10 protein-coding genes and 1 pseudogene are annotated in these 18,517 nt (G+C 36.7%); 6 read left to right on the top strand and 5 right to left on the bottom strand.

Annotated features, from left to right (window positions below; genetic code table 11):
• Positions 1 to 309: 309 nt before the first annotated feature.
• A complete protein-coding gene (locus F6K15_RS03305) occupies positions 310 to 645 on the top strand; it encodes a hypothetical protein (RefSeq protein WP_293056951.1) in 336 nt (111 codons plus the stop codon).
• Positions 646 to 845: 200 nt separating this feature from the next.
• Positions 846 to 1,787: pseudogene (locus tag F6K15_RS03300) on the top strand (sigma-70 family RNA polymerase sigma factor); the annotation flags it as partial.
• 422 nt (positions 1,788 to 2,209) lie between these two features.
• Here F6K15_RS03300 and F6K15_RS03295 read toward each other — a convergent pair.
• The gene (locus tag F6K15_RS03295) at positions 2,210 to 2,398 is read right to left on the bottom strand and encodes a hypothetical protein (protein ID WP_293056949.1); all 189 of its coding nucleotides are present in this window, start codon (positions 2,396 to 2,398) and stop codon (positions 2,210 to 2,212) included.
• A 243-nt stretch (positions 2,399 to 2,641) separates the two neighbouring features.
• Between F6K15_RS03295 and F6K15_RS03290 the strand changes: the two genes are divergently transcribed.
• Both F6K15_RS03290 and F6K15_RS03285 read left to right on the top strand, forming a co-directional pair.
• Positions 2,642 to 2,875: a hypothetical protein gene (locus tag F6K15_RS03290; protein WP_293056947.1), complete on the top strand. Its 234-nt coding sequence runs from the start codon at positions 2,642 to 2,644 to the stop codon at positions 2,873 to 2,875.
• Between the two features lie 315 nt (positions 2,876 to 3,190).
• Complete coding sequence (locus F6K15_RS03285) at positions 3,191 to 5,401, top strand: peptidase domain-containing ABC transporter (RefSeq protein ID WP_293056945.1); 2,211 nt, start codon at positions 3,191 to 3,193, stop codon at positions 5,399 to 5,401.
• A 692-nt stretch (positions 5,402 to 6,093) separates the two neighbouring features.
• On the opposite strand, the gene F6K15_RS03280 is transcribed toward F6K15_RS03285, so the two are convergent.
• Positions 6,094 to 6,240: a hypothetical protein gene (locus tag F6K15_RS03280; RefSeq protein WP_293056943.1), complete on the bottom strand. Its 147-nt coding sequence runs from the start codon at positions 6,238 to 6,240 to the stop codon at positions 6,094 to 6,096.
• A 1,315-nt stretch (positions 6,241 to 7,555) separates the two neighbouring features.
• On the opposite strand from F6K15_RS03280, the gene F6K15_RS03275 reads away from it, so the two are divergent.
• A complete protein-coding gene (locus tag F6K15_RS03275; RefSeq protein ID WP_293056941.1) occupies positions 7,556 to 9,397 on the top strand; it encodes a sister chromatid cohesion protein PDS5 in 1,842 nt (613 codons plus the stop codon).
• 512 nt (positions 9,398 to 9,909) lie between these two features.
• On the opposite strand, the gene F6K15_RS03270 is transcribed toward F6K15_RS03275, so the two are convergent.
• From F6K15_RS03270 to F6K15_RS03260, 3 genes are all read right to left on the bottom strand, one after another.
• A complete protein-coding gene (locus tag F6K15_RS03270; RefSeq protein WP_293056939.1) occupies positions 9,910 to 10,977 on the bottom strand; it encodes a patatin-like phospholipase family protein in 1,068 nt (355 codons plus the stop codon).
• A complete protein-coding gene (locus F6K15_RS03265) occupies positions 10,974 to 11,966 on the bottom strand; it encodes a diguanylate cyclase regulator RdcB family protein (protein WP_293056937.1) in 993 nt (330 codons plus the stop codon). Before F6K15_RS03265 ends, F6K15_RS03270 begins: the two co-directional genes overlap by 4 nt.
• 93 nt (positions 11,967 to 12,059) lie before the next feature.
• Positions 12,060 to 14,504: a dynamin family protein gene (locus tag F6K15_RS03260; RefSeq protein WP_293056934.1), complete on the bottom strand. Its 2,445-nt coding sequence runs from the start codon at positions 14,502 to 14,504 to the stop codon at positions 12,060 to 12,062.
• Positions 14,505 to 16,014: 1,510 nt separating this feature from the next.
• On the opposite strand from F6K15_RS03260, the gene F6K15_RS03255 reads away from it, so the two are divergent.
• Positions 16,015 to 18,492 carry an ATP-dependent Clp protease ATP-binding subunit gene (locus F6K15_RS03255; RefSeq protein ID WP_293056932.1) on the top strand — a complete coding sequence of 826 codons (2,478 nt, stop codon included), beginning with the start codon at positions 16,015 to 16,017 and terminating at the stop codon, positions 18,490 to 18,492.
• The last annotated feature ends 25 nt before the right edge of the window (positions 18,493 to 18,517 follow it).

Genomic DNA, 18,517 nt, shown 5'->3' with positions numbered 1-18,517 from the left:
GATAGTGATAGCTATGATTAAGCGCGATCGCTAATTATCTTAGACCTGGGAAAAGTTTTGCTTGACTTGAATCTTTGAATAACTAGAGAAAAATAAGCAATTATTCTCAAAAACTACAACTATATATTCAGAAAACACAAAAAAATGTTTCTTATAAATTTAGCAAACTCAAAAAAATAAAAATAATAACGCTTTTAATCGCAATATATTAGACTTGTCACTTGATTAAGTCGAAAATTGCTAAAAGCAGCGACAACTCTATTAAAGACTCAACATATTAACATAAATTAATTGTGGAGACAGACGATAATGATAGGGCATTCATTAGAAATAGACGATCTAAAAAAAATTAATAGCCCGAAAAAAATACTAGCCTTGTTTAACAAACTTGGCTATAATTTTGAACTGGAAAATTTAGAGATTGAACAGCTAGAATTACCAACTTCTTGCATTGGATATATTGATAATATTTACAAAATTAATAGTGATGAAGAAGGTAATTTAGAGATATTTTTGTTGGAGTTACTACAAGAAAAATTTAAAACAAACCGTAAACTTCAAGAAAAAATAATAACTATTTCCCAAAATCTGCCTCAAAGCAAAAAAAAAAATTACTTATTTGTACAAAAAACTATCATCAGTTAGTAATAGTTGCTCTTCAGACAATAAAAAATATAAATATCAAAATTAAATGGTGGTTAATTGACTGTAAAAATCCTACTTATTATGATACTTACTGGCTAGAAAATATAACCAGAAATGATTGGGAATCTACAGAAGAATTTACAAATAAAAAGCCTGCTGAACGTAGCTACGACCAAGATATAGAACCGCCAACCGCAACATTTTCAGAAGATTCCATTCAACTTTATTACAAAGAAATTAATAAAATACCTCGCTTGCGTCCTGAGGAAGAAATCAATTTAGCTCATCAAATTGATGAATTATTAGCTTTAGAACAAATTCGTGAAAATTTAGAGAAAAAACTCAAGCGATCGCCTAATGAAACAGAATGGGCAACAGCTGTAAAAATGAGTATACCAGAATTGCGCGATCGCCTCCAGCAAGGTAGACAGGCAAAAAATAAAATGGTGACAGCTAACCTGCGACTGGTGACATCAATTGCCAAGCGATATCAAAACCGTGGATTAGACTTCCAAGATTTAATCCAAGAAGGTAGTTTAGGATTAATTCGTGCCACAGAAAAATTTGACCATACAAAAGGCTATAAATTTTCTACTTATGGTATTTGGTGGATTAGACAAGCTATTACTAGAGCTATCTGTGACTATTCTCGCATCATTCGCTTACCAGTTTATCTCTATGAAACCATTTCCCAAATTAAGAAAACAGTTAAACAGATGTCAATGGAACGTTGTCTCTTAACTGCGGAAGAAGTCGCTACACGTATGGAAATGACCACAGAGAAATTACGATTTATTGTAGAATGCGCTCAAGAAATGTTATCTTTAGAAATTCCTATAGGCAAAGGAGAAAATAACATCTATAAGGAAGCGATCGAATTTGATGGAGAAACACCAGCAAAATATGTCTTTGAAAATTGCCTACAAGAAGACGTAGAAACTGTTCTCAACACTTTAACTGAACGAGAAAGAAATGTGTTACGAATGCGATTTGGTTTGGATGATGGTCAAGAAAAAACCCTGAAAGAAATCGGTGATGCTTTTAATTTAACCAGAGAAAGAATTAGACAAATAGAAGCTAAGGCGTTGAAAAAGTTGGAAGACCCAAAACGTAATCGTATTTTGAGAGAATACCTTTGTTAGAAAATAATGCGCTGCTAGTCTAGTGGTCTGTCAAGTTTGAATTGATGGGTAACATTACCCAAAAAACATTACCAAAAAATCACAGTTACAAAAATCGGTAGTCCTATAGATGTAGTGATATTTATAGAACCCATTTTTTTAGCGATGAGACAGGAGACAAGAGACAGGAGACAGGAGGGAACCCACCCCTCGCCCCTCCCCCTCCCAGGAGGGGAAGGTAAGAGGGAAGATGTGGGGAGAAATAATACAAAAAACACTCCTTCAGATGATTTTCGGTCAAAATTGATGCGCGAAAAGACTTGACTACCATAATTATATAGATCTCAAATGAGTTCTATAAGTAATATCATGTCCAGTAGAATCGGTATTGTATAGAGAAGGTAAGGAAGACCGAAGTTGGAAGACCGAAGTTGGAAGAAGCTTTAAGAGAAGGAAAAACCATTAATGGCGCTAGATATTTCCCCAACTTTATACACGCTCCGATACCAACGGACATGATATAATATTATGTCCAGATAATTAGTGATCAAAAAACTTTCTCCTTTTCTTCCTCTTTTTTCTTGCTTCTTCCTTCTTTGTTCCTTCTTTCTTCCCTCCTGACTTCTGAGCACTCCATCGTTTATTTATAACTATTCAACCGGACATGATATAAATCCCTTTCACCTTCAGAAACAAAACTACAAAAATCACTACTTGTACACCACTACCCAAAAACTGACATATAGAAATTCAAAAAAATATCCTGAAGCTGCACTTCACTTCAAGAAGAATAGACTATACATCACAAGATAGTTAAATAAATGAACATAAATTTATACTAGCTTGTCGATCTAATTAACTCTGAGAAAAAAATCATGCAAGACACTCAAAACAACGAACTATTCTCCGATATTTCCACTGAAGAATCTGCTACTATTAATGGTGGTTGTGGTTGTGATGGTTACGGTCGCGGTCGCCGTGTAAGTTATTATGGCTACGATCGCTCTCGCTACTACCATGATGGATATGGATACGGTCGCTCTGTAAGCTATGGTTACCGTCGTAGTCGCTATGGTTATGGTGGATATCGTGGTCGTGGTTGCTACTAAAAGCTATTTCATTAATGGATAATTGATAATGGATAATTGATAATCACCTCTGGTTAAAACCGTATTGAATATAAGGAAATATCCTAGCACTTTTTTTCCCCTTAAAAGGGTCGGCTTTAAACCAGAATTATTTAATTATTAATTATTAATTATTCGGTAATGGTGGAATTATAACTTTGATTAATATTTAATCAAATGAGGCATCCATAGTTTTATGGGTGCTTTTTCTGATTTGCTCCCTAGTCAACAGAAGTAGTTATTTGGGATGAAATAAATCGTCAGTATAGTTATTTTTAATTTTTAATTTAAATCATTATGTTAGATATAGTACCAGTACCAATATTACCAAAAGCATCTAGCGATCGCGAAATAAATAATGTTAATAAATATCCATTAATTCTCCAGCAAAGTGAAGAAGATTGTGGGGCTGCTTGTTTGGCTTCTATTGCTAAATATCATGGTCGTAATTTAACAATAAATCGTATTAGAGAAACTATTGGTACTAATCAACAAGGAACTACATTATTAGGTTTAAAACAAGGTGCAGATACTATTGGTTTTAATGCTAGGTCTGTCAAAGCAAATCCAGGAATTTTAGACCAAATTGAAAGTGCCCCTTTGCCAGCAATTATCCATTGGCAAGGCTATCATTGGGTGGTTTTGTATGGCAAACAAGGAGATAAATATATAATTGCTGATCCTGCTCTTGGAGTTCGTTTTTTATCAAAAAAAGAATTAGCTGAAGCCTGGGGAGATTGGGTTTGTTTATTAGTAGAACCTGACCCAAAACGCTTTTTTTCTGAGGCTGATGAAAAAGTCAGTAATATTAGCAGATGGCTCAGACGAGTTTGGTATTATCGGCAAATTATTCTTCAAGTTTTTCTGCTGAATATTGTCTTGGGTTTACTTTCTATTGCTTCTCCTTTTTTGGTACAAATTCTGACTGATGATGTGCTAGTTCGGGGTGATTTTCAGTTACTTACCAGTGTGGTAATTGCTGTGATTGTGATGAATGTTTTTAGCAGTTGTTTGGAATTAGTTCAATCTAATATGATTGCTCATTTTGCCCAACGTTTGGAATTAGGGTTGGTGATGGAATTTGGGCGAAAAATTTTGAGTTTACCATTGAAGTATTATGAGACACGACGCAGCGGTGAAATTGTTAGTAGGTTGACAGATATTAAAGAAATTAATCAGTTGGTTTCTCAAGTGATTGTCAGTTTGCCTAGTCAATTTTTTATTGCTTTGGTTTCTTTGACTGTAATGTGTATTTACAGTTTTTCCCTGAGTATAGTTGCTGTTTTTATGGCGGTAATTATGACTTTATCCACTATTGCTTTATTGCCGATATTGCAGCAAAAAACTAGAAGTTTATTTGCTTTGGAGGCAGAAAATCAGGGTGTTTTAGTAGAGACTTTTAAAGGAGCAATGACTCTGAAAACTACCTCTAGCTCTCCTCAATTTTGGGAAGAATTTCAAGGCAGGTTTGGTAAGTTGGCTAACTTAAGTTTTAGAACCACTCAGATTGGCATTGTGAATGATACTTTTTCGGGTTTAGTTAGTAATATTGCTAATATTTTTCTCTTGTGGTTTGGCAGTAATTTAGTCATCGCCGAACAATTAAGTATCGGTCAATTATTGGCTTTTATTACCATGAATCAATATGTGTCAACTTTGGTTACTACTTTGGTAGGATTGATGGATGAATTGACCAGAGTTCAGACTGCCACTAAACGACTTTCTGAAGTAATTGATTATCCACCAGAAGTAGATAAAAATCATCAAAAACCCGATGTAAAAATTAGTCCTAAAGCCGATATTATTTGCTCTAATATTAGTTTTCACTATGCTGGTAGAATTGATTTATTAGAAAACTTTTCTGTAAAATTTCCTGGTGGTAAATCTATTGCTTTAATTGGTGAATCTGGCTGTGGTAAAAGTACCTTGGCAAAATTAATTGCTGGTTTGTATCCCGTGCAGTCTGGTAATATTCAAATTGGGATTTATAATCTGCAAGATTTAGATATAGATTCTTTTAGAAAACAGGTAGTATTAGTTCCTCAAGATGCTCATTTTTGGAGTCGTTCGATTATTGAAAATTTTCAATTAGCAGTACCTGGAGTAACTTTTGAACAAATCGTTAAAGCTTGTCAAATTTCTGGAGCAGATGAATTTATTAGTCGTTTACCTGATAAATATCAAACAGTTTTAGGAGAATTTGGAGCAAATATTTCTGGCGGACAAAGGCAACGTCTGGCAATAGCAAGAGCTATGGTTAATGACCCTGCTGTATTAATTTTAGATGAATCAACTTCTGGTTTAGACCCTGTGAGTGAGGCCGAAGTTTTGGAGAATTTATTGTTGCATCGTCGTGGTAAAACAACAATTTTTATTAGTCATAGACCAAGGGTAATTAGTCGGGCTGAATGGATTGTTTTATTAGATAATGGTAAGTTAGAATTGCAAGGTTCTGTAGCTTCTCTACGGGCAAAACATGGCAATCATTTAGATTTTTTAAACTCTTAAATTTATCAAAATAACATGGGTATAAAACCTCGCCTTTTAAGGCGCAATATTTTTGGAGAGTTGCTCACCCCGTTACAAAAATAACTTCTGACTTCTGACTTCTGACTTCGTTAAAGTCATTCTAGTTAAGATTGAGATAAGGGTTTCTTGCCTTGAAAGAGTTTCAGCCGAAAAAGTGTTTCAGTCTTATTCAGAATGACTATAGTTGTCAGTGGCTTTGTTGCATGAAAGTATATAGCTGCGACTAGACTCCCGAGATGTACTTCATGCGGAAACTGCTGTAACTATTGGACAATAGTTAAATCAAATATATCCGCAAAACTTAGCGATCGCTTCCTCTAACTGTATATAAATCAAAATAACTATTGGACAATAGTTAAATCAAACAGATCCGCAAAACTTAGCGATCGCTTCCTCTAACTGTATATAAATCAAATAACTATTGGACAATAGTTAAATCAAACAGATCCGCAAAACTTAGCGATCGCTTCCTCTAACTGTATATAAATCAAAATAACTATTGGACAATAGTTAAATCAAATATATCCGCAAAACTCAGCGATCGCTTCCTCTAACTGTATATAAATCAAAATAACTATTGGACAATAGTTAAATCAAATATATCCGCAAAACTTAGCGATCGCTTCCTCTAACTGTATATAAATCAAAATAACTATTGGACAATAGTTAAATCAAATATATCCGCAAAACTTAGCGATCGCTTCCTCTAACTGTATATAAATCAAAATAACTATTGGACAATAGTTAAATAAAATATATCCGCAAAACTTAGCGATCGCTTCCTCTAACTGTATATAAATCAAATAACTATTGGACAATAGTTAAATCAAATATATCCGCAAAACTCAGCGATCGCTTCCTCTAACTGTATATAAATCAAATAACTATTGGACAATAGTTAAATCAAATATATCCGCAAAACTCAGCGATATAGCTACCGCTAGGCTCCGCCAACGCTTGAGTAAGGGACTAGCAAAAAAATAGCTTACCAGATCGTCTTTTGTGCAACAAAGCTGTTGTCAGCCTAAAAATTTAGGTTGGGTTGAGCAGTAGTATAGCTGAAGTCAGAAGCCATAAGTTAAATTCGCAGCAATGTCGGTGAGTGTATTAGCAAACAGATCCGCAAAAATGGCCATCGAAAGCATAACCAAAACTACATTTGTGTCCAATGTGGTCGCCTGGCAAGTTGATTTTTATGATTTACCTGGACATAGTCGAATGGGTTAAAGCTGCTCTATAAAACTGACACAAAGCGTCACATAACGTGACAAATTGATGTTTACTTCCTGCTTCTTGTGAGGCCGTCGGCGGTTACTCATCCACAGGCATTGACGGTCAAGCCAACCGCATCTCTACAGCCTATACCTACATTTAAGTCTTTGTCAATCAACATCAGAAAAAATCCTCAAACCCTTACTGCGCCGTTCCTAGTGGGGAGCGGGATTTCTTCTGAGGTCTATATCTATATAGATAGACTGCCAGAAATGTTTAAGTCGCGATTAGTGCAGAAGATACAAATTTCACCATCGTTACTACTTGCGTGTGAGAACTAGCATATTATATCGCTAAATTGCGCAAATTGTTAACTAAGTCGAAACTCTATCTCTAAAAATGTACGTCAATGGTATGGGTTTCCAGATTAGTCGATTTACTTGTGTACTTCCTGCTTGATTCATCTTTGAAATTACCTAAATAATATCAAATCCGTTTAATTCGGTATAAAAAAATGTTCCATCTTCAACCATTACCAAATATTTCTCAAGCTCTCCATCTCCCCTACTCCCCTACTCCCCTACTCCTCTACTCCCCATCTAATTACCAACGCCTAAATTCTTTCTTAATTTTCTGTTCCGGCTCAACTTAATTATGTAAACTTAATTGAGTAATTTGCTGCTTTACCGAATAATTTATAATCAAATAATTCTGGTTTAAAGCCGACCCTTTTAAGGGGAAAAAAGCAGTCGTTTGCGGAGCATTCCGTAGGATGGGATGGATAGGTTTCCTAACCATATCCATGAGACCAAGAGAAGAAATAATATTTCCTGATATTCAATTCCGTAGCGGTTAAAACCCGAGGTAATTATTAATTATCCATTATCAATTATCAATTAATGAATATATCTCAATCTTAAGATGATGAAACTCTCCAACTCCTTTCTTCGTAAATTGCGTTTTTTGCTGCTGTTATTGGTGGCGTTATTGGCAGTAAATTTGGGTCATGTTCAAGCTTTTGAGAAGTCACCACCCGAAGACTGGCAACTCCAGGGAACCTTGGCATCGTTGGATGATTCTGACCCTGATGTTTGGGGTGAGGCCATGAAGAAAATTTCTGAGTATGACCTTAAGTCTCCTGTTGAGATACCCTCAGAGCGGGTAGAACAAATTGGAAAATTGTTAAGGAATGAAGATTCTGAGGTCCGTAGTGCAGCAGCATGGGCAGTGGGTAATCTGGGGTCGGAGGCTAAACAATTTATACCCCAGTTGCTACAGTTGTTCAGGGATGAAAATTGGCGTGTCGTTATCGCAGCAGCAAGAGCAGTGGGTAATCTGGAGTCGGAAGCTCAAGAATTGATTCCCCAGTTGCAGCAGTTGTTGACGAATAAATATTGGCGTGTCCGTGCTGCTGCAGTAAGAGCAGTCGGTGAGATGGGATCAGAGGCTAAACAATTGATTCCCCAGTTGCAGCAGTTGTTGAGCGATGAAAATTCGGAGGTCCGTCGTGCAGCAGCAATAGCAGTGGGTGAGATGGGGTCAGAGGCTAAACAATTGATTCCCCAGTTGCAGCAGTTGTTGAGCGATGAAAATTCGAATATCCGTTACGCAGCAGTAACAGCAGTAGGTGAGATGGGATGGGAGGCCACAGAATTTATTCCCCAGTTGCAACAGTTATTGAGGGATAAAAATTCGAATATCCGTTACGCAGCAGTAACAGCAGTGGGTGAGATGGGATGGGAGGCCACAGAATTTATTCCCCAGTTGCAACAGTTGTTGAGGGATAAAAATTGGCGTGTCCGTGCTGCTGCAGTAAGAGTTGTGAGTGAGATGGGATGGGAGGCCCAAGAATTGATTCCTCAGTTGGAGCAGTTGTTCAGCGATGAAGATTCCGATTTCCGTAGAGCAGCAGCATGGGCAGTGGGTGAGATGGAGTCCGAGACTGCTAAAGAGTTTATTCCCCAATTGCAGCAGTTGTTCAAAGATAAAAATGGGCGTGTCCGTGCTGCCACAGCAAGAGCAGTGGGTAATCTGGGATGGGAGGCTAAACAATTGATTCCTCAGTTTCAGCAGTTGTTGAGGGATGAAGATTCGGATGTCCGTAGAGCAGCAGCAACAGCAGTGGGTAATCTGGAGTCGGAGGCTAAACAATTGATTCCCCAATTGTTGGATTTGTTGAGGGATGAAGATTCGGATGTCCGTAGAGCAGCAGCAACAGCAGTGGGTAATTTGGGGTCGGAGGCTAAACAATTGATTCCCCAATTGTTGGATTTGTTGAGGGATGAAGATTCGGAGGTTCGTGAAGCAACAGCAATAGCACTAGGTCAGATGGGCAGATTTAATACTCAGCAGATTTTACAAATTTTGAATGCAACTCATAGAAATAGAGATCAAAAAGCAGGAATTCGTTTTCTCGCTTACTTTACCAGTGGAGGAGAATCTGATACGGTTATCTTAATTCAATGGTTGGGTTCACCAAAGCGATATCCCGATCAAATAGATAATTTTGACGAGGAACGATCTATTAGTAGGGAAGAGGGCAAAAAAGTTTTAGAGATTTTTGCTGATGCTTGGGAAGAAAGCGAATCAATAGAATTAGAACAAGTAAGGTACTTGCGTTCTGAATTGAAAGCACAGATTAATAAAGTGCTGAAAAAGGTGAATTGGCAACCAGAAGATATTGCCTTACTTAAGAGACACTACAATAATCTCCAAGATGAAGACATCAAAGCTAAGATAGATGCTTTGGAAGGAATACAATAATTCTCTTACCTGTGGAAAATTATACTCCTTGTTTATGGAACGTCCCTACAAGGTTTTGGTTATAATGTAGGGGCAAATGGCATTTGCCCTCTATAGATAGGGTATTATTTCATAATTTGCGTAACTCCTAGTTAGGGTTTGCGTATGGAAAGTTTTTTTCCTCTTTGTAGGAGACAGGAGACAGGAGACAACCCACCCCTCGCCCCTCCCCCTCCCAACCTACCCCTAACCCCTCCCAGGAGGGGAGGGGAGAAATGGGAATGTAGAGGAGGTAGGAGCGGGCGTTTTGTCCCTCAATTTTTCTGCCATAATCGTCCCAAAATACTAGCTTTATGCAGCTATTGCCACCGAAAAGCTGGTACTTTTTTGAACTCTAAAACGCTAAAACCAATATCTGTCAATGCTTTGAGATTTAATCAGCAAGCCCTAGTTAAAAGCGATCACTCCCAACTACTAGACTGGTTTACCCACCGAAATTTCTAAAGCTGAATCCTAAAATCTCTGGTAGTTATTTACCATACAGGAGGATCTTTTTGAAGTTCCTCTGTTTTCTTTTTAAGAAGATCGTCCTCTGAGCGTAGCTCACTAAGACTGGTAAAACTTCTCAGGATTGGTTCCAAACAATATTTAGCATCTTGATATCCTAGTTGTTTGAGTTGGCTAATTCGTTCTGAACTAAAATCTAACATACTGGTAATATCTCCAGCAATTAGAGCTTGATTTTTATTCAAAGATTGAGTAGGGCGAATTTCTATAATTGCTTGTTCTGGGAAATCATAACGATTCCAGGTAACAGCATTTCCAAGATGAATAACAATTGCATGAGTACAACCCTCTTTTGATAAAGCACCTAAAGGTACATTATCTCCTAAAGCTCCATCAACGAAATATTTCCCCTTTATTTCTCGTGGAGGGAATGCAAAAGGAATGGCAGCACTTGCAAGTAATAAATTGTAAAGTAACTCATCATCTTTGCAATCTTGCACCCTTAACCATTTTGCTGACGATCCTGCTAAAAATTGAAGCATTCCTAGCAAATGATCGTAATCTATGCCAGGAATTTTTAAGGCTGGAAAAACGGCAACCCAAAGCTCCTTACCACTTCGTATCGCAGAAGGTTTAACTGCTTCCTTGAGTAACTTCTCAACTGTATCGGGATTAAATAAAGATACTTTATCCCCATCTATAGCTATTTCACTTATCAAATCGAAAAACCAAGATTGAAATGCAGGTACAAAAGTTTTTGCTGCATTGTAGGCAACTTTTTTGATTCCTTCAGGATTTAAGTGCAAGACTTTTTCTGAACCTAGTTTATCCCATAAAATATTTAGTTGCTCTACTGCTACTGAGAAATCTGGGTATGATGCAATAACTGCTCCATTCAAAGCTCCAATGCTAGTACCTGCAATCATGTGGGGAGCAAAATTAATTTCAGCTAAGTAGCTTAAAGCTCCTGCTTCGTAAGCTCCCTTTGCACCACCACCAGCAAGCACTAGACCAATTTTATGTTCTGAGTCTTTATCAGAGGAACTAATTGTTAAAGCTTTATCGGAAAAATTAGGAGATAATGATTGATTCATAGTTTCGGACTCCTAGATAAAATGGTAATACTATCATTAGCAATCTCTTGAACATTTTGACGGACAAAGTCTCGAATGTCTGTGGTGTAATCTAACTTGGTAATTTGAGAACGACAAATTTCAATTGCACATTCTGCTGGTTTCTCAGGACGAACTTGCTCTGGTAAACTTGCTAATTCTAAAGTAGTTCCTAATGTAAAATAATAGGGCATTTCAACAAGTCTTTCTCTTGGTAAAGAGCGAGTTTCTAGCAACCCCATTGCTAAATCTAAATCGGTTGACTGTAATTGTTGCCATTCTTGCTCGTATAGTTGATGAAGATCAAAAAAGTTATCTGGTAAATGTTGGCTTTCTGCAATAATTTTATTGCCTAATAAGTCTCGGAAATATTTAGTATCACCAGACTTAATTTCATATATTGCTACAGAACTACTAAACACTTCTCTTACCAAAAAAACTACTTGAAATACCCAAGGGAGTTTAGTATAGGTTTGCTTTGCAGACCAAGAAGTTAGAATCCGATCAAAATCATCTTTTGCTTCACTTTTTATTTCTAGTTTTTTAAGACGGCTTTCTAATTCATTAACCCGCCCATGAATCTCTGTTGCCAGTTGATTAAACTTCTCACTAAAAGCAATTAATTGTTGTTGATGTTCCAGTAATTCTTGTCGATGATTTCTTATTGCATTTCGAGCTTCTAAAAGTGAAGTTTGAGTTGTATATAAAGCAACTTTACTAACATTAACTGAATCTGTTAATTCAAGTACCCATTCATGTAAAGCTTCTTGACCTGCAACTAAATTTCCTTCTAGTAGCATCTGACGCTTAAAATTACTTCCTGTTAGGTTATCAAGTAGTTTACCAAAAAAGCCTTGACTTTTACGGTAACTAAGTAATCCACGACTAATTTGAATACCATTAACTAGATCGAGCAAGGTTTTATCGCTAACCAAGGGAACTCTACGTTGTAATTTCTCGAATGATTCCATTTGATGACTCCTAAATTTATAAAATTTTCGATTAAATCTATCCATAACTACCCAGTTATCTTCTTAAATTTCAGAAGTATTAAGTTCTCTGTTTTAAAAAGATTTGGGCGGCAATATTTTCTGAACTCTTTCAAGATAATTCTCACACTTGCCTATTTGCTCTGTAGATTTTTTAACTATAGAATTTAACTTTACTTTAAGTTGTTCCTGTTGTTTGTGAGTTAGAGTTTTATCACCCTGTGCATTTTCAAGACTGTCTCTATATCCTGAAAGGTATTCATTTAATAAATCAAAATAAGCATCAATTTCATCTTGTATTTCTTTATCAAGATACTCTTTGATTTCATTCTTTATATTTTGAATATTCTCCTCAAGTGAAACATTTACTTCCTTGACTAAATTTTCTAATACAACTTCATAATAATCTTGTTCTCTATTGATTTTTACTGCAGTATCCACTTTCCACAACCACAATGTAAACCAACGTCTACGCTTCTGAATTTCTGTTGAGCTTTGAGTTTTAAGTTTATGATTAATTTGAAATTCAATTTCCCCACAGGCTTCTGTGCGAAATTTTGGAGAGGAGAAAGGTTCTAATTTTAGTTCAAATTCTCTCTTCAATCGCTCTGTCGCCTTTTTAATTATAGATTCTGTTTCTCGTTCTAATTTATTTGCTAATTGATCGTAAACTGACTTGACTTTAGATTCCAAGGATTTTCTAAACTCTATAAGATATGTTTCTATTAAATCTCTACAATAATAAATTGACTCTTGAGCAAATTTATCAGCCTCATTTTTATCCTCAAATTCTACTTTTCCTTGGGATTTATAAAACAATTTTTCTGTAATATATCCTTTAGACAAAAATTTAATATTAGAAATGGGAGTTAACAACAGTTTTCTACTCTTTTTGTCTAATTGTTGAATCCAATTACTACGATCATACTCTTTACCAATAAATTTTTCTTCAATCAGTAATTGAAGCCCGTCCTGAATCACAGATAAAGACTCATCCTTATATTTATTTATCTCCTCTTTTACATTGTTAAAGTTTCCTAGTTTCTTTTTTATATTATCTAAATTATTTAAGTCTTGTTTTAAAGAATTAATTTCATCTTCTAACTTAGAAGCATCTTTTAAAATTGCCTTATTACGCAAATTTGTCTCATCTTTTAACCTAACTAATAACCTATAACTTAGAGTTAATACTTTTTCGATAGCTAATGGTGCAGCACTTTTCACTAAAGCATCGATAGCATTATCCATAAAATTACCAAACTTAGACTTTTCCCAAATTCTATTCGCTTTCTGCTCTAAAAGTTCCAGATTGGCACTTTTTAAGTCTTCTTCCCAGTCAACACCAAAAGCTTCTCGGGCTAATAATTTAAAAGTATCTAGCTGTTTTAGATATTCTAAGGAAAAACTATTGTCATTGATGGTCTTGAAAAAAGATGCAGCAGAAAATGCACGCCTTGCTGATATCTCAAATACAGTGTCTCTAGCTCTAGATGAATCTATTCCAAACTCCGAGACAACAAAATTTTGTATATCTTCAGGGGACATATCGCCCTCTCTACGTTGATCGACTTTATTTACTAAAATATACAAGCTGTCTTGATTACCTCGAATCTCAATAATACGTTCAACTTCCTTCTTAAGATTTTTTGCCGCTTCTGTGTTGAGTTGAGTATAGTCTAAAACGACTAATACAATCGAACTTCTTTTTAATTCATTCTTTACAACACCTAAGAGGCGAGAGTTATCACTTGCTTCATTGGGGCCTGGAGTATCAATAATAACAAGATCGCCTAAATGTTTCTTCTGTTCCAAATTTTGCTGTTGAAAAAGCTGTTGAAAAAAAGGTGTTTTAATACGAGGAAGAGTAGAAAGGCTTTGTAGGGGATTGAATTGCACAGACAACAAATTACAAAGGCGAATTGTATCATTGAGTATTGATAATTTGTTTATAATATATTTTTGTTCAGTTGTTTTATTACCTGCAAAAAGATGACCTTCTGAAAAGTTTATTCTTTCAATCCTCTCTAGCTCTTTATGCAAATGAGGGTAATTATCTATTATTGCTTTTGCTTTTTCTACACCACCTATTTCTTTAATCTTATTTTGAATCGCTGAAACTGCTTGTTCAAAAATTATCTTAATTTCATCTAAAACAAGTAGTTCAGGTTGATCTAAACTTGAGTATAAAATAATTTCTGTTGGTATTATTGTCATAGCTGCATTACGAGTAGGGAGTATTTCTTGACCAACAATTGCATTAACAATAGTAGATTTTCCTGCCTTCATCGGAGCAACGATTGCCATCCGAAGTTCTAAATGCTCAACATTTTTCTTGCCTTGGTCAATGTTCGATATTGACTGTGTTAGAAAATTTGATATTGACTCCTTATTTTCTTTTGATAATGTTTCTGAAATAGCAACAGAATTATAATCATGAAATAGGTTACTAATCTCAGAAAGAAAATTAATTACGTCCTTCTGAATACTATAAACATTAGGTTGTAAACTTGAATAATTCATTTCTTTAATTTTCTACTTACTTAGTTTTACTTAGTTAAAATTAATACTAAAAATTTAGCGATCGCCAGGATTATATTTTAACAAATCTCACAATAATGCTGGCAACGATTATTTGTATATTTGTAAAATGAATTAACAATTTTTAATAATTACGAGATTAATGAAAAATTTACCGAAAAATTAAAAATTGGCGTTGCTGAATTGAAGTATGAATGCGCGATTGTTTTGTTCTGGTCAAGCCCCCGCGCATCCCCCAAAATTGGGGGATGCGCGGGGGCAAAATCATACCTATAATCAGCAACGCCAAAAAATTAATAACTATTAATTAAATAATTCAGCTAATTCAGCCTCCCCTTGGCAACGCCGCGAGCTGTGGCTCTACAAGGGGAAAAAAGTGCTAGGATATTTCCTTTTAGTAACTTGACTACAAATAATATTAATAATTTATCAAAATATCTTGTAGCCAAGTTAGTTTAAATATCTTCAGTTCTCTAATTATTATTAGCCGAATTAGCTATTTACAGCCCTTTTCAGATTGATAAACCACATCGTCATAACCAAAAACCTATAAGGGCGAATGCCATTCGCCCCTACTGTGGTTCATTGACCTGAAAACCGCTGTAATGTAGGAATGTCCCTATAATGGTTTGAGATTATAAGAAATCTCAAAGGATATAATTTTTCTGTGAACCAAGAATTCTGATTTCAGGAGAATCTTCATACCTGAATGCCCAAGAGTATGTCAACTTTATTTCCCAAGTGCTACTATTAATAAAAAAAGACTAGCTATAGCAATGTGCGCTGGCATATTTACAAATTACCGAAAAATTGTGGTTTAAAGCCTCCCCTTTTAAGGGGATAATAAAGAAAAATTTTCATCTGTTTGTCAATCCTCTTCTTTCAAGGAGAGGTAATTATTCATTATTCATTATTCATTATTCATTGTTGAAAGGAGATGTCCAATAGCTAAAAGTCTTATATTATTAGCCTTTTATTCTCCCAGATGAGCTGTTGCCTGTTGCCTGTTGCCTGCGCACAGCGCTATACTTGGGCATTGCATAATTGCGGGATGATTTTGTCACAGAGCAGAAACCATAATCCCCGTGTCCCCGTGGAGCGCCGAAATCATCCCAGTATTCAGCAACGCCCCTACTTGGCCTCTTCATCCTCAGTTAATTTTTGGTTACGGCTCTCCTCACTAGCCACTCCTGCTTTAACAACGCTAAATTAGTTACAGTAAACAAAAATTTACATTAGTTTCTATTTATGGCCTAATTGTGGTTTAAAACTAGGTATAGCAAGGAAGGAGTTGGTTAGGACATAGACTAATCATGAACCTTACCCAAGGAAATGTTTTTCCTACTGTTCCCTCACAGGAGTGCGCGTTCTCTTACGTCTGTCGCCGACGCGGGGTCCCACCGCTGTTCTCTGTTCCCTGTTCCCTGCTATAACAATTAAACTACAGGAGGGACATATTCCCTGTAACTATAATATGTAAGGAAAAGTAACCATGTTTGAACGTTTTACAGAACAATCAATCAAAGTGATCATGTTGGCCCAGGAAGAAGCTCGTCGCCTTGGACATAACTTTGTGGGTACAGAACAAATCCTCCTGGGTTTGATTAGTGAAGGTACAGGTATTGCGGCTAAAGTTCTCAAAGAATATAATGTAAATCTCAAAGATGCTCGGAACGAAGTAGAACAAATAATTGGCCGTGGGTCTGGCTTTACTCCGGCAGAAATTCCTTTTACTCCCAGGGTAAAACGGATGTTGGAAGTATCCCTAGAAGAAGCAAGAAAACTAGACCATAACTATATCGGTACAGAACATTTGCTACTGGCATTGCTGCAAGATTCTGAAGGAGTCGCTGCTAAAGTATTGGATAATTTGGGAGTTGATAGAAGCAAAATTAGGACTCAGATAATTCGCTCCCTTGGAGAAGTTGCTGCAGTTTCTCCTGGAAGCTCTAATTCTGGCAATAAGAAAGCTGTAACTCTAGAGGAATTTGGTACAGACCTGACAAAATTAGCAGCAGAGGGTAAAATCGACCCAGTCGTGGGCCGGGAAACAGAAATTGAACGGATGATTCAAATCTTGGGCCGGAGAACAAAAAATAATCCTGTCCTCATTGGTGAACCTGGTGTCGGAAAAACAGCGATCGCTGAAGGGTTAGCTCAACGTATCGTTAACCAAGATGTTCCGGATCTTCTGCAAAATAAACAGGTGGTAAGTCTGAATATCGGTTCCTTAATTGCTGGTACTAGGTTCCGAGGAGAATTTGAGGAACGACTGAAAAAGATTATGGATGAAGTCCGCTCTAATGGCAATATTATCCTGGTAATTGATGAAATTCATACCGTTGTGGGTGCTGGTGCCATAGAAGGTAGTATGGATGCTGCTAATATTCTCAAACCTGCTTTGGCCAGGGGCGAAGTACAGTGTATTGGGGCGACTACTCTGGATGAATATCGCAAGCATATTGAACGGGATGCTGCTCTGGAACGTCGTTTCCAACCAGTGAAAGTGGGCGAACCTAGTGTGGAGGAAACAATTGAAATTCTCTATGGGGTACGCTCTGCTTACGAACAACACCACAAGTTGATTATCTCTGATGAAGCTTTGACCGCAGCAGCTAAACTATCAGACCAATATATTAGCGATCGCTTCTTACCAGACAAAGCAATTGATTTGATCGACGAAGCAGGGTCTCGTGTTAGAGTCAAAAACTCTATGCTTTCACCACAGTTGAAGGATATGAGGCGAGAAATCTCAAAAGTGACAAAAGATAAAGAAGAAGCTATTCGCGCACAAGACTTTGAGCAAGCTAGTGAATTGCGCGATCGCGAACTAGAAATTCAAGCACAAATTGAACAGAGCGATACCGATAGACAAGAAGAAAAAACTAAGGTTACTCCTGTGGTGACAGAAGACGATATTGCTCATATTGTGGCATCTTGGACTGGAGTACCTGTGAGTAAGTTAACAGAATCTGAATCTGAGAAACTACTACACATGGAAGATACTCTGCACCAACGTCTCATTGGTCAAGAAGATGCTGTTAAAGCAGTATCTCGTGCTTTGCGTCGTGCCCGTGTTGGTCTGAAAAACCCCAACCGACCTATTGCTAGTTTCATCTTCTCCGGTCCAACTGGTGTTGGTAAGACAGAACTGACAAAAGCTTTAGCTGCTTATTTCTTCGGTTCTGAGGAAGCCATGATTCGACTAGATATGTCAGAATACATGGAACGTCATACAGTTTCTAAATTAATTGGTTCACCTCCAGGATTTGTTGGTTATGATGAAGGTGGCCAACTTACTGAAGCAGTTCGTCGTCGCCCTTATACTGTCATATTGTTTGATGAGATTGAAAAAGCTCATCCAGATGTGTTTAATATCTTGTTACAAGTCTTGGAGGATGGTCGCCTCACTGATGCTAAAGGACGGGTAGTCAGCTTCAAAAATACCTTAATCATTATGACTTCTAATATTGGTTCTAAGGTCATTGAAAAAGGTGGCGGTGGTTTAGGTTTTGAGTTTGCTGAGGATAAAGAAGAAGCTCAATATAACCGTATCCGCAATTTAGTCAATGAGGAACTCAAGCAGTATTTCCGCCCAGAATTTCTCAACCGACTGGATGAAATTATTGTCTTCCGTCAGTTGAATAAGGATGAGGTGAAAGAAATTGCAGAAATTATGCTGCGGGAAGTATTCAGTCGTTTGGGCGAACGCAATATGACTCTGACACTCAGTGACAGTTTTAAGGAGCGCTTGATTAAGGATGGATTCGATCCTAGTTATGGTGCCAGACCGCTGCGTCGTGCAATTATGCATTTGTTAGAGGATGCTTTGGCAGAAGCATTATTAGCTGGTCAAATTCAGAATGGTGAAAATGTTTATGTAGATTTAGATGAAAATGGAGAGGTAAAAGTTACACCTGCTGGAGCTGCAAAGGAACAACTTCCAGAATTTGCTTATAGCAAATCTTAAAAACTCAAAAACGGGCATAAGGAAG

It is taken from the genome of Okeania sp. SIO2B3, from assembly GCF_010672525.1.
Taxonomy (GTDB): domain Bacteria; phylum Cyanobacteriota; class Cyanobacteriia; order Cyanobacteriales; family Microcoleaceae; genus Okeania.
This window is presented reverse-complemented; position numbering and strand designations above follow the sequence as displayed.